The sequence below is a fragment of the Mesorhizobium sp. M7A.F.Ca.MR.176.00.0.0 genome (assembly GCF_004023165.1).
Lineage (GTDB): Bacteria > Pseudomonadota > Alphaproteobacteria > Rhizobiales > Rhizobiaceae > Mesorhizobium.
On sequence record NZ_RZTC01000020.1, the window covers coordinates 1 to 11,344 of the forward strand.

The following is an 11,344-nucleotide window of genomic DNA, read 5'->3' on the forward strand; positions in this document are numbered from 1 at the left end:
AGCAACGATGCAGGGCGGGACAGCTTGATGGCGGCGTGGGTTGCCGTGTGCCGTTCCTCGCTGCCGACGGTTCCGTTTACAGGGGAGATGTACCATGAGCCTTCGTATCAACGACATTGCGCCGGATTTTACCGCCGAGACCACGCAAGGGACGATCAAATTCCATGATTGGATCGGCGACGGTTGGGCGATCCTGTTCAGTCACCCGAAGAATTTCACGCCGGTCTGCACGACCGAGCTTGGCACGATGGCGGGGCTCGAAGGCGAGTTCAAGAAGCGCAACGTCAAGATCATCGGCATTTCGGTCGATCCGGTCGAAAGTCACGGCAAGTGGCAGGACGACATCAAGACGGCGACCGGTCATTCGGTGAACTATCCGCTGATCGGCGACAAGGACCTCAAGGTCGCCAAGCTCTACGACATGCTGCCGGGCGGTGCCGGCGAGACGTCGGAGGGCCGCACGCCCGCCGACAACGCCACAGTGCGCTCGGTCTACGTCATCGGACCGGACAAGAAGATCAAACTGGTGCTGACCTACCCGATGACCACGGGGCGCAATTTCGATGAGATCCTGCGCGCGGTCGATTCCATGCAGCTCACCGCCAAGCATCAAGTGGCGACGCCGGCGAACTGGAAGCAGGGCGAGGACGTGATCATCACCGCGGCCGTTTCCAACGAGGATGCAATCAAACGCTTCGGCGCTTATGAGACCATCCTGCCGTATCTGCGGAAGACCAAGCAGCCGTCGGCCTGACCGCTCGGAACAGTTTTGGCTTTCCTGTCGCCGCGAGCGAAAGGATACTTGACTGGCTCACCCGAGCGGACAACCATGCTCCTCTCGGGTGTCGTCAGAGAAAATCATTCCTGGCGACCGAGAGTTGGGGAAGCCGGAATTGGACGTAGCTTTGGCCAGGCCGCAGGTCAGCGGCTTCTATGACAAGCCGACCGGCGCCATCCAGTATGTCGTCGCCGACCAGGCGACGAAGCGATGCGCCATCATCGATCCGATCCTTGATTTCGACGAGAAATCCGGTGCTACGACAACGACGAATGCCGATGTCCTGCTCGACTTCGTCAGCGAGCAGGGACTGAGCGTCGAATGGATCCTCGACACCCATCCGCATGCCGACCATTTCTCGGCGGCGCATTACTTGAGAGAGAAGACCGGCGCGCCGACGGCGATCGGCGACAGGGTCATCGAGGTCCAGAAACTGTGGAAAGCGATCTACAACTGGCCGGATTTTCCCGCCGACGGTTCGCAGTGGGACAGGCTGTTTAGAGAAGGCGAAACCTTCCAAGTGGGTACCCTTCCGGTCAAGGTGCTGTTCTCGCCCGGACACACGCTGGCCTCGATCACCTATGTGATCGGCGATGCCGCCTTCATCCACGACACGCTGTTCATGCCCGACAGCGGCACGGCGAGGACGGACTTTCCCGGCGGCAGTGCCGCGCGGCTCTGGCGCTCGATCCAGGACATATTGGCGCTGCCGGACGAGACGCGGGTGTTCGTCGGCCATGACTATCAGGCCGGCGGCCGCGAGCCTTTGTGGGAAAGCACGGTCGCCATACAGAAGGCTACCAACATCCATCTTGCCGCCGCCTGCAGCGAGGCCGAGTTCGTCGCCCTGCGCGAGGCGCGCGACAGGACGCTGCCGATGCCGCGGCTGATCCTGCATGCGCTGCAGGTCAACATGAATGGCGGGAGGCTGCCCGAACCCGAAGCCAATGGCCGGCGGTACCTGAAGTTTCCGCTGGACGGGCTTTGAGGGGCCGTTGGTGAAGCTGCCAATCTCGACCCTTGCGGGGGAGATTGGCTGTCGCCCCCGTTCGCCAACTCCCAATCAGCCACAAAAAAGGCGGCGCCAGGTTTCCTGGCGCCGCCTTGATTTTTTGTTGCCTTAGCTAACCTTACGCCGCCGGCTGCGCCTCAATCGTGCGCAGCGCCTGGGTCTGGCGCTTGGCGGCGGCCTTGACCGCGTCCTGCACCTTCTCGAAGGCGCGCACCTCGATCTGGCGCACGCGCTCGCGGCTGATGTCGAACTCGGACGACAGCTCTTCCAGCGTCAGCGGCTCTTCGGCGAGGCGACGGGCCTCGAAGATGCGCCGCTCGCGCTCGTTGAGCACGGCAAGAGCGCCCGACAGCATGCCGCGCCGGTTTTCCAGCTCGTCCTGCTCGATCAGCATCTCTTCCTGGCTTTCGTGGTCGTCGACCAGCCAGTCCTGCCATTCGCCGGATTCGCCTTCGCTGGCCCGGATCGGGGCGTTGAGCGAGGCGTCGCCGGACAGGCGGCGGTTCATCGACACCACTTCGGCTTCGGAAACGTTCAGCCTTGTGGCGATCTCGGTGATCTGGTCGGGCTTCAAGTCGCCGTCGTCGAGCGCCTGGATCTTGCCCTTCACCTTGCGCAGGTTGAAGAACAGGCGCTTCTGGTTGGCGGTCGTGCCCATCTTGACCAGGCTCCACGAGCGCAGGATGTACTCCTGGATCGAGGCCTTGATCCACCACATGGCATAGGTCGCGAGGCGGAAGCCACGCTCGGGTTCGAATTTCTTGACGGCCTGCATCAGGCCGACATTGCCTTCCGAGATCACTTCACCGATCGGCAGGCCATAGCCGCGATAGCCCATGGCGATCTTGGCGACGAGCCTGAGGTGGCTGGTGACGAGCTTGTGCGCAGCGGAGGTGTCTTCATGCTCGGCATAACGCTTGGCGAGCATGTACTCTTCCTGCGGCTGCAGCATGGGAAAGCGGCGGATTTCTTCCAGGTAGCGGCTGAGGCCGCCTTCGCCGGAAACGATACTGGGTAGTGACTGGGCCATGATAGCGCCCCCTCTCTATTGGAGTGATGCCCCCGAAACGCGGCGGGCATGTGACGCGAGCACCAAAAGGCTCGCCCGCGACATCAGATCTTATACAGGAACAAAACCAGAAAAGACAGGCATTTGTTCAACACGAAACAGTGTGTCACGCTGAAGTGAACAATGTCAGTCAGGTTTTTTGGATGGCGGGTTCAGAGCTTGCGGAAGCCGCCGACGAGTTCCTCCATGTCCCTCGGTAACGGCGCCTCGAACCTCATCGTTAGATGGGTAGTGGGATGGCGAAATGCAAGGAGCCAGGCATGCAAAGCCTGCCGGGGAAATGCCTTGACCTGGCTTTTCAGCGGTTCGGGCAGCCGGTTGGCCTTGGTGCGGAAGGCTTGGCCGTAGTCGGGGTCGCCGATCACCGGATGGCCGATATGCGCCATGTGGACACGGATCTGGTGGGTGCGGCCGGTCTCCAGCCGGCATTCGACCAGGCTGGCCGTGGCGAACTCCTGTTGGCTCTCGCCGAAGCGCTCCTGCACGGCGAAGTGGGTGACCGCATGGCGGGCGTCGTCGCGTCCTTCCGGCACCACGGCACGGCGCACGCGGTCGGCGGCGCGGCCGAGCGGCGCGTCGACCCTTCCGGTCGGCCTCTGCGGTATGCCCCAGACCAGCGCCAGATAGGCACGCTTCAAGTCGCCGGTCAGGCCGTGATCGGCGAAAGCCTCGGACAGTGACTTGTGGGCGCGGTCGGTCTTGGCGACGACCATGACGCCGCTGGTCTCCTTGTCGAGGCGGTGGACGATGCCCGGCCGGCGCACACCCCCGATTCCTGAAAGGCTGTCGCCGCAATGATGGATCAGCGCATTGACCAGTGTGCCGGTCCAGTTGCCCGCTCCGGGGTGCACGACAAGCCCGGCCGGCTTGTTGATGACGATCAGTTCGTCGTCCTCATAGAGTACATCGAGTGCGATGTTCTCGCCCTGCGGCTCCGCCGGCTCCGGCTCCGGCATGGTAACCGACACGCTCTCGCCCGGCGCCATCTTGCGCTTGGTCTCGTCGACGGGCTTGCCGTCGACCGAGACCGCGCCCTGCCTGATCAGCATCTGCACGCGGCTGCGTGACATGTCCGGGCCAAGGCTTGCGGCCAGCCACACGGGTCGAGGCGCAGGCCGGCCGCATCCGCGCCCGCCACCAGCACTGTCGGTTCCGCCTCTATCAATTCAGGGGCCTCTTCGCTATGAGCGCTCATTGAAAAACCGTTCCGGAACTGTTTTGCCATGGCCAGCCCGATCGCCGAAGAAGACCAGGATAAGCCGCTCGACCCCGAGGTCGAAAAGGTGCGCAGGAAACTCGTCCGCTTCGTCGGGATCAATCTCGGCCTGCTGTTCCTCGCCCTTATGGTGGTGATCGGCGCCCTTGTCTACAAAGCGCGCAATGCACCGCCGGCGAACCCGCCGCTGGCCGGCGATATCCAGACACCCGCCGGCGAACCGGTCAACGGCGACATCGTGCTGCCGGTCGGCGCCACGGTGGTCAGCCAGTCGCTGTCCGGCAATCGTGTCTCGATCGACGCCGAGCTTGCCGACGGCAGCCGCACGATCTTCGTCTACGACATCACCGAGCGACGCCTGATCGGCCGCTTTGCGATCCGCAACAAGTGACCGAGCCGCAACGATGAACGGCAGCAGGCCAATGAGCAAGCCTCAGGCATGAGCGGGTTCGCCGAGCATCGCCGCATCGCCACGGTCGCCCTGGTCGTCGCCAATTATGACGAGGCGATTGCCTGGTATGTCGAGCGGCTGGGCTTCCTGCTCGTCGAAGATGTCGATCTCGGCGGCGGCAAGCGCTGGATCACGGTCGCGCCGGCCAACGGGCAGGGCGCCAGGCTGCTTCTGGCCGAAGCGTCCGACGAGGCGCAAAGGCAGAGCATCGGCAACCAGACCGGCGGGCGTGTCTTCCTGTTCCTGGAAACCGACGACTTTGCCCGCGACCATGCGGCGATGCTGGAGAAGGGCGTCGAATTCCGCGAAGCACCGCGCTTCGAGCCCTATGGCACGGTGGCGGTTTTCGCCGATCTGCATGGGAATCTCTGGGATCTGATCGAGCCGAAACGCTAGGCTTGCGGACGGCTTTTCCCCGATACGACAAAGCCAGCGAAGCCCAGTTGCTTTTTCCCAGCGCTCAGCCTATATCGCCGGTTCTTGAACGCGCCCATCGTCTAGCGGTCAGGACACCGCCCTCTCACGGCGGGAACAGGGGTTCGATTCCCCTTGGGCGTACCAAGTTTTTCGACAAATTCGCAGGATGCCGCCGATTTCGTTTCTGAAGTCGACGACCCTCGATACTGGCCTTCATTTCATTCGTCTGGCAAATGTTAACGGACCCGAAACCGAGAACCTTAACGCCCCCGCAACTCACGACGATATATTAGTTGCCGCTTTAGTAGCTGTAGGAGGTCGACATGAAGAAAATAGCCTGTCGTTTCGCTTGGGACGAGTCGGCCGCGACCGCGATCGAGTATGGCTTGATCGCGGCTCTTATCGCGCTGGCGATCATCACCGGCGCCGGGGCGCTGGGCAATTCGCTCAACGGAATCTTCACGAACGTCGGCACTACGGTCAACAGCAGCGGCTCGTAAGTCGGTATCTCATTCGGTCGGCCGTCGGCCGGATCGTCGACCCTCAGCCTCCAAAAGCGTAGCGTGTACGCCCTTCCGATGTCCGGGCATCGGAAGGGCGGCGCACTCTCAATCATCCGGCTTATCCGTTGCGTCGCCGCGTTCGTCGCTTCTGGCGCTGCGGCCCTGTTTGCATTAGCATCACGTCACGGATCCTGAGGTTCGGCTCCGGCGGCGCGCAGAACGCCGCGCTGCCCGGACGGCCAGTTCATGCCGTGGGGGAGGAATGCCAATGCAGAAGCTGCAGTCGCAGGGCGTTCATCACATCACGCTGGTCGGCGCCGGGCGCCAGACCTCTATCGATTTCTGGGAAGGCGTGCTCGGCATGCCGTTCATCTTCGAACAGCCCAACCTCGACAAGCCGAGGGAAAGCCATCTCTATTTCGATCCCGGCGACGGCCGGCTGATCACCATCTTCACCGACGAGAGCCGCACACCGGAGAAGCGGCGCACGCCGACCGATCCGGGCTGTGTCCACCACATCGCCTTTTCGGTGTCGCGCGTCACCTTCCTGCAGGCGGTCTCCCGTCTTGACGAGCGCGGCATCAAGCACAGCGGCGTCAAGGATCGCGGTTTCATGGATTCGATCTATTTCGAGGATCCGCTCGGCCTGCTGATCGAAGTGGCGTCCTACCGCTTCGAACCGCCAGCGGGCTTCACCCACGCCGATGTGCTGATGGAAGCGCACAGGCTGCGGGTCGCGCGCGGCGACTACAACATCGCCGAAGTGCATCTCGCCGATGCGATCCAGGCGCTCGTCGAACGTTCCCGCGCCACCTTGTCGGACGATCGGGCGCCGAAGAACCCATACTGAACAGACCAGAGGGAGGAACAAGATGGCCAAGACAGCGACGAAGACTGCCGGGAAATCCGCGGCGAAAGCTGCGGCAAAGCCAAAAGCCAAGGCGGCCGCCAAGCCTGCGGTGAAGGCGACGGCAAAAGCCGCGCCCAAGGCCAAGCCGGCCAAGAAGCCGGCGTTGAAGCTCAGCATGCTGAAGCCCAGCGTCAACAACATGACCGTGCGGGTGTTTGCGCGCGCGGCCGGTTTCGACCATGCCGAGACCGATGCCTGGGGCCACACCCGTTCGCCGGAGTTCATGGCGCGAAATCCCGCCCATTTGACACCGATGATCGAGGACAAGGGCCTCCCCAGAGGCGTGCTGTGGGAAAGTTGCGCCATCATGCAGTATCTCGCCAACAAGCACGGGCTGGAGAAATTCTATCCGAAGGCGCCGGCCAAGCGGGCGATGGTCGACAGTGCCATGTTCTACCTGATCGGCACGCTCTACCCCTATGTGGCACGCGCCACCTATCCGGCGCTCGGCTTCCCACAATATGCCGGCGAGGTCGGCCACAGCGACGCGCACCCCGACAGGAAGTCGGAGGCCCAGAAGGCGGCGATGGCGGCGATCGCCGAGCCGCTCGAAGTGTTTCACAGCTTCTTCAGGGACGGCAAGCCGTTCATCGGCGGCAAGCATCCTTCAATCGCCGATATCCGCTTGGCGGCGACGCTCGAATTCCTGGCCGTCGTCGACTATGCCTTGCCCAAGTGGGCGAAGGACTATGTGGCGGCGATCGAGAAGACGCTCGGCAAGGCTTATAGCGAGCCGGCCGGCGATGTGCGCGGCTACATCGCCCATGTGAAGTCGCAGGCCAAGGCCTGAGGTTAAGGATACGTTAACCAAAGCCCTGTCTACTGCAGGCAATTCGCTTTCGGCCCGCGACCACGGATGTACTGGCGCAGAACGTCGTAGCGATAGGAAAGGTCGGCGCAATGCCGACCTTTTTGCTTTTGCACGCCATCGCCAAGTGCGAATTGGCACGCAGGCCTCGTCCAGTGTCGCTTTTTTGGCGTCAACTTTTGTCGAGAGATATTGTCATTGCCGGCGTTGGCCCTACCATCCATCTCGGCAGTCCGGCATGGATTGTCGGTCAGTATGAGACGAGGGCTGGCGATGAAAAGCGTTGCGAGACGGATTGCGGTTGCGGGCGTGATGCTGGCAACCGCTGTCCATGCTTCGAGTGCAGCCGAACTCAACACGATGGACGATGTCGGGGCAGCGATCCAGGCATGCTGGACACCGCCGGCGGACGCCGGGACCGCCAGCGTCACCTTGAGCTTCAGCTTCAAGCGGGATGGCACGCTGATCGGCCCGCCGAGGCCGACGGCCATTAAAGTGGATGGTGATGCCAAAGCGAAGAAATCGTTTGTCGATGCCGCGACAGCGGCCCTGCAGGATTGCCTGCCCCTGACTTTCTCGGCGAAGCTGGCGCAAGGGGTCGCTGGCAACGTGTTTACGTTGCAATTCGCTTCTCCAAAATAGGCGCCGCTGCCGGTTCAGTGGTGACTGCGCCTGGCCTCCGCGTGCCGGGCAAGATCGGGCGTCTCGAAGACGTAGTCGCTCCAGGCTGATTCAGGAACCTGGCCGGCCAGATAGCATTCCAGCAACAGGCTTTGCTCGGGATTGAGTGGCCTTGGCGCGCGCTGGTCCAGCCCCAGCGAGTGAAACAGGTTTCTTGTCAGGTCGGAGACGGTGAAGTGGATCGACATCTGCGTTCTCCTTTTGGTCCTTCAACGCGGAAGACCGGGCAAAGGTTTCGAACGCCTGGCGATAATGCGCATTGATCTTGGTCCGTTGCGCTGCAGGTCCTCGGCGATGGTCAGGCTTGCGCTTTCTTTCGAGGTTCGTCTCAATCTTGAAATAAAAATGCAATATCGAATTTACATGAGGTGACGTAGTACAATAGACAATAGGTCATTCATGTCGAAATTCGTTAGATTATTAGGAACTACTCATGTAACCGAAGCTTGCTGAAGTCATGGACTCTAAATTCCAGGTTCTCCGCAAAAAGGACCAGTTGTCCCGATGATCCGTTTCTGGCCTTCCATGGTGATCGCATTTATTTCTCTGGCGGCAGTTTTGTTCGGTACGCTTTCGTCCTACGCGGACAGCTGCGGCGCGATCAGAAGCCAGTTGCTTTCGGCTGGCCGCAGCGGCGGGGCGAGCCCGGAGCTTGCCCAGTTGCGCCGGCAACTTGCAGCCATCCAGACTATCGAGAGACAGCGCCAGTGCACGGCGAAGAGTTCGCTTGGTGGTCTCTTCAACGCTTGCGCCGATCTCGCCAGGAGCCGCTCGGATGTGCAGCGCCGGATCGCTGCCGCTGGGAATTCGGGCCGCGACACAGCGGGCCTGCAGGCGCGCCTCGTCGCGCTTGGCTGTGCGCCTTCGGCAAAGCAACGGCCTGTGCGCGCCGCGCCCAGCACCCAATCGGCGAGCACCACGTTCGCCGGCAATGCGATGCTGTTTTGCGTGCGTCTGTCGGACGGATATTTCTTCCCGGCGCCAAAGTCGCAATTCGCCGCCAGCGGCGATCTGAAGGAGACGGTCGATCAATGCCGTTACATCTGCGATGACCCCGGCGTCGACCTCTACACGTTGAACGACGCTAGCCTCGAGACCGACCAGATGACCGCGCTCGACACGCGCAAACCCTATACCGAGCTGCCGGCAGCCTTCAGATATCGCGATGATGCGAATTTCAAGGCATGCGACGTCAAGCGCTACTACCAGCGGGTCACCGAACTGCGAGCCAGGACCGTGACGCCCGCCAACATGCGCAACGCCATTATTCCGTTGCCGACGGCGAAGCCGGATCTCGGCACGGTTGCGGCCGTCCCCGGGATCGATGCCGAAGCCCCAGGTGCCGCCCAGCACCTTTCGATCGAGGCCGGCGAGCGGCCGGTGCGCTTGGTCGGCCCGGCATTTTTCCCGGCCGAATGATCGCCGGTCTTGCGATCACCGGCGGCGGCGTGCCTGCTGCTATGCGGCTGCGCGATCCGTCTGGAACAGAGGGGCGCTCACGGCGTTGTGATCGACATCAGCCGGGAGGAACGCCATGGCTACGTTCAGGGAAATGCGGGTGCTGGAGATCGTCGAAGACGACTCGCTGACCACCGAACAGAAAATCGCCGAACTGCGCGAGATCGAATCCGAGGCGCGTGGGTTGCAGCGGGCTGCCTCGGAGGGTCCAATGGACGACGATGACGGTTGGCAGGAAGATCTGCGTCAGGTTCGTCTTGCACTCGACAAACTCGGAGCGAAGGAGCCGAAAAAAGGCGCTGCTTCCCTGTGAAGGCCGGTTCGCCGAGCTATCCGCGGATCGCGTTTGTTTGACCGAATCCCGCTTTTAAGAGACCAAGCTCCAATCTAATCGCAGACCATGCGAGCTCTCTTGCCAGGCTCGCTGATGTTCCTGCAGGTCAGCGACTTCGCCGGCGCCGATAGGGACGCCGACGCAGGCAACCTCGTCTGGTGCCGTTTCGGTGCGGCATGGCTGACCTTGCGCTCGGAAAAACGCCGGGGCGGCTGCGGCGCCACCGGAAAAGCGCCGTTTTCGACCTCGGATTGGCCGTAGTCGACATTCGGTGGCGGCCGATCCCAGATGCGCCGGACATCGAGCGGTCTCGGGATGACGACCGTGCCGTCATAACTGCGCGAGCAACCGCCGCCGAAAAGCAGCGCCAGCCCCATGAAAAAAGGCACAATCCGTCCAAGCATCAGCAATACCCCTGCCGTTGCTTATATAGCGGGTTCGACCCCGCCGACAACCGGGCGGAATGGAGCTAACTGACCGTTAAGGTTAGCGGATCCTTAATGCTTCTCGGGCACATTTTGCCGACGAACCGCGGAGGAGGGTTCGGCCTTGGTTTTCGGGGTGGGGACGGCATGGCGGAAGCGAACGAAACAATCAGCGCGCGCGGCAAGCGCGCGCCTCGCAGATCCACAGCGCATGGCGACGATGCATCATCGTCCGCCTCTTGCATGGATTCGAACGATGCGCTTCGCCAACTCGTCGAAGCCGGTTCCGACTGGGTCTGGGAGACCGACGCCGAACTGCGCTTCTCCTGGCTCTCGCAAAATTACCAGGCAGCCACCGGCATCGATCCGGCAAACGTGCTTGGCCGGTTCCGCTTCGACTTCCTCAATCAGGTCCTGAACGGCGATCGTAGTGGCGCCGCGCATTTGGAGGATCTGCAGGCGCACCGGCCTTTTCGCGACTTCGTCTACGAACTCAAGGGTGGCAGCGCCGACTGTCGCTGGGTCTTGACATCAGGCTTTCCGAAGTTCGACGACGAAGGAAGATTTGCCGGCTATCGCGGAATCGGCCGCAACGTCACGGCATTGGCCGGCGCCTTCAAAGGTCCGGGGCCGGAACCATCGGCCGACGGCGAGCCCGACCAGCATCTGGCCGACCTCGAGCGGACGATGGACGCCATGCACATGGGCGTCGTGCTCCTCGACGCCAGGCTCGACACGCTGATCGTCAACAAGGCCTATCGCGACCTCTCGAGGATTCCGGACGGCGCTGTCGGCGTCGGCGCTCCGTTCAGCCTGTTGATGGAGCTCAACCGCCGCAGCGGCATCTATGGCGACATCGACGAACGGCAATGGCAGCGCTACCTTGCCACTCGTCTCGAGGAGATTCGCGCCGGATCCGTCGCGCCGCGCGAATTTGTCCATGCCAACGGCAGGACGATGATGTTCTCGGTGACGGCGCTGTCAGGTGGCAAGCGGCTGCTGACCTATTATGAGGTCACCGAGATCAAGCAACGCGATGCGGAGATCAAAAGCGCGAACGCCAAGATCGCCGAGACCTTCGCCAGTCTCCGCACCATGGTCGACCAGATGCCGATCGGTGTCCTCGTCCTCGACGCCGATATGCGCACCGAGATCATCAACCGTGCTTTCTATGATTTCTGGCAGATCGACGCCCGGCGCGCCGAGATCGGCTGCAGCTTCCGCGATCTGATGGACGCCAGCCGCGACATCGATCCGTTTGGTGCCGACGATGCATCATGGC

At 62.2% G+C, this 11,344-nt stretch carries 13 protein-coding genes, 1 tRNA gene and 2 pseudogenes; 12 read left to right on the plus strand and 4 right to left on the minus strand.

Features of this window, described 5'->3' with window-relative positions; all coding sequences use genetic code 11:
* Positions 1 to 94: 94 nt before the first annotated feature.
* Complete coding sequence (locus EOB59_RS09440) at positions 95 to 754, plus strand: peroxiredoxin (protein ID WP_127260439.1); 660 nt, start codon at positions 95 to 97, stop codon at positions 752 to 754.
* A gap of 139 nt (positions 755 to 893) precedes the next feature.
* Positions 894 to 1,766, plus strand: a complete 873-nt coding sequence (locus tag EOB59_RS09445; protein ID WP_127809077.1) for an MBL fold metallo-hydrolase — start codon at positions 894 to 896, stop codon at positions 1,764 to 1,766.
* Positions 1,767 to 1,908: 142 nt separating this feature from the next.
* On the opposite strand, the gene rpoH is transcribed toward EOB59_RS09445, so the two are convergent.
* Both rpoH and EOB59_RS09455 read right to left on the minus strand, forming a co-directional pair.
* Entirely contained in the window at positions 1,909 to 2,820 is a 912-nt protein-coding gene (gene rpoH, locus EOB59_RS09450) for an RNA polymerase sigma factor RpoH (protein ID WP_127268033.1), read from the minus strand.
* 191 nt (positions 2,821 to 3,011) lie between these two features.
* A pseudogene (locus tag EOB59_RS09455) lies at positions 3,012 to 4,054 on the minus strand (RluA family pseudouridine synthase).
* Positions 4,055 to 4,082: 28 nt separating this feature from the next.
* On the opposite strand from EOB59_RS09455, the gene EOB59_RS09460 reads away from it, so the two are divergent.
* From EOB59_RS09460 to EOB59_RS09490, 7 genes are all read left to right on the plus strand, one after another.
* Complete coding sequence (locus EOB59_RS09460; RefSeq protein ID WP_127268031.1) at positions 4,083 to 4,466, plus strand: fimbrial protein; 384 nt, start codon at positions 4,083 to 4,085, stop codon at positions 4,464 to 4,466.
* Positions 4,467 to 4,514: 48 nt separating this feature from the next.
* Positions 4,515 to 4,922 carry a VOC family protein gene (locus EOB59_RS09465; protein WP_127395797.1) on the plus strand — a complete coding sequence of 136 codons (408 nt, stop codon included), beginning with the start codon at positions 4,515 to 4,517 and terminating at the stop codon, positions 4,920 to 4,922.
* A 90-nt stretch (positions 4,923 to 5,012) separates the two neighbouring features.
* Positions 5,013 to 5,087, plus strand: a tRNA-Glu gene (locus EOB59_RS09470).
* 179 nt (positions 5,088 to 5,266) lie between these two features.
* The gene (locus tag EOB59_RS09475) at positions 5,267 to 5,443 is read left to right on the plus strand and encodes a Flp family type IVb pilin (RefSeq protein WP_128288231.1); all 177 of its coding nucleotides are present in this window, start codon (positions 5,267 to 5,269) and stop codon (positions 5,441 to 5,443) included.
* Between the two features lie 271 nt (positions 5,444 to 5,714).
* On the plus strand, positions 5,715 to 6,296 hold the full coding sequence (locus EOB59_RS09480; RefSeq protein WP_128288232.1) for a VOC family protein: 582 nt from the start codon (positions 5,715 to 5,717) through the stop codon (positions 6,294 to 6,296).
* Between the two features lie 22 nt (positions 6,297 to 6,318).
* Positions 6,319 to 7,146, plus strand: a complete 828-nt coding sequence (locus EOB59_RS09485) for a glutathione S-transferase family protein (protein ID WP_127398231.1) — start codon at positions 6,319 to 6,321, stop codon at positions 7,144 to 7,146.
* A gap of 291 nt (positions 7,147 to 7,437) precedes the next feature.
* Complete coding sequence (locus EOB59_RS09490; protein ID WP_127809081.1) at positions 7,438 to 7,806, plus strand: hypothetical protein; 369 nt, start codon at positions 7,438 to 7,440, stop codon at positions 7,804 to 7,806.
* Between the two features lie 14 nt (positions 7,807 to 7,820).
* Here the strand turns inward: EOB59_RS09490 and EOB59_RS09495 are convergent, their stop codons facing one another.
* Positions 7,821 to 8,033 (minus strand): hypothetical protein, encoded by a 213-nt coding sequence (locus EOB59_RS09495; RefSeq protein ID WP_023810978.1) that lies wholly within the window; start codon positions 8,031 to 8,033, stop codon positions 7,821 to 7,823.
* A gap of 316 nt (positions 8,034 to 8,349) precedes the next feature.
* Between EOB59_RS09495 and EOB59_RS09500 the strand changes: the two genes are divergently transcribed.
* Both EOB59_RS09500 and EOB59_RS09505 read left to right on the plus strand, forming a co-directional pair.
* Complete coding sequence (locus EOB59_RS09500; RefSeq protein WP_127268025.1) at positions 8,350 to 9,264, plus strand: DUF2865 domain-containing protein; 915 nt, start codon at positions 8,350 to 8,352, stop codon at positions 9,262 to 9,264.
* Between the two features lie 115 nt (positions 9,265 to 9,379).
* A complete protein-coding gene (locus EOB59_RS09505; RefSeq protein WP_013529265.1) occupies positions 9,380 to 9,616 on the plus strand; it encodes a hypothetical protein in 237 nt (78 codons plus the stop codon).
* 74 nt (positions 9,617 to 9,690) lie between these two features.
* Here EOB59_RS09505 and EOB59_RS09510 read toward each other — a convergent pair whose 3' ends face one another.
* Positions 9,691 to 10,041: a hypothetical protein gene (locus EOB59_RS09510; protein ID WP_128288233.1), complete on the minus strand. Its 351-nt coding sequence runs from the start codon at positions 10,039 to 10,041 to the stop codon at positions 9,691 to 9,693.
* A 264-nt stretch (positions 10,042 to 10,305) separates the two neighbouring features.
* Between EOB59_RS09510 and EOB59_RS35615 the strand changes: the two are divergent.
* Positions 10,306 to 11,344: pseudogene (locus tag EOB59_RS35615) on the plus strand (PAS-domain containing protein); the annotation flags it as partial.

What these genes read in the sequence shown, in the direction of transcription:
- EOB59_RS09490 (WP_127809081.1), top strand. Translation starts at nt 7,438, where the DNA reads ATGAAAAGCGTTGCGAGACGGATTGCGGTTGCGGGCGTGATGCTGGCA.
- EOB59_RS09510 (WP_128288233.1), bottom strand. Translation starts at nt 10,041, where the DNA reads ATGCTTGGACGGATTGTGCCTTTTTTCATGGGGCTGGCGCTGCTTTTC.
- EOB59_RS09500 (WP_127268025.1), top strand. Translation starts at nt 8,350, where the DNA reads ATGATCCGTTTCTGGCCTTCCATGGTGATCGCATTTATTTCTCTGGCG.
- EOB59_RS09485 (WP_127398231.1), top strand. Translation starts at nt 6,319, where the DNA reads ATGGCCAAGACAGCGACGAAGACTGCCGGGAAATCCGCGGCGAAAGCT.
- rpoH (WP_127268033.1), bottom strand. Translation starts at nt 2,820, where the DNA reads ATGGCCCAGTCACTACCCAGTATCGTTTCCGGCGAAGGCGGCCTCAGC.
- EOB59_RS09505 (WP_013529265.1), top strand. Translation starts at nt 9,380, where the DNA reads ATGGCTACGTTCAGGGAAATGCGGGTGCTGGAGATCGTCGAAGACGAC.
- EOB59_RS09460 (WP_127268031.1), top strand. Translation starts at nt 4,083, where the DNA reads ATGGCCAGCCCGATCGCCGAAGAAGACCAGGATAAGCCGCTCGACCCC.
- EOB59_RS09495 (WP_023810978.1), bottom strand. Translation starts at nt 8,033, where the DNA reads ATGTCGATCCACTTCACCGTCTCCGACCTGACAAGAAACCTGTTTCAC.
- EOB59_RS09465 (WP_127395797.1), top strand. Translation starts at nt 4,515, where the DNA reads ATGAGCGGGTTCGCCGAGCATCGCCGCATCGCCACGGTCGCCCTGGTC.
- EOB59_RS09475 (WP_128288231.1), top strand. Translation starts at nt 5,267, where the DNA reads ATGAAGAAAATAGCCTGTCGTTTCGCTTGGGACGAGTCGGCCGCGACC.
- EOB59_RS09480 (WP_128288232.1), top strand. Translation starts at nt 5,715, where the DNA reads ATGCAGAAGCTGCAGTCGCAGGGCGTTCATCACATCACGCTGGTCGGC.
- EOB59_RS09440 (WP_127260439.1), top strand. Translation starts at nt 95, where the DNA reads ATGAGCCTTCGTATCAACGACATTGCGCCGGATTTTACCGCCGAGACC.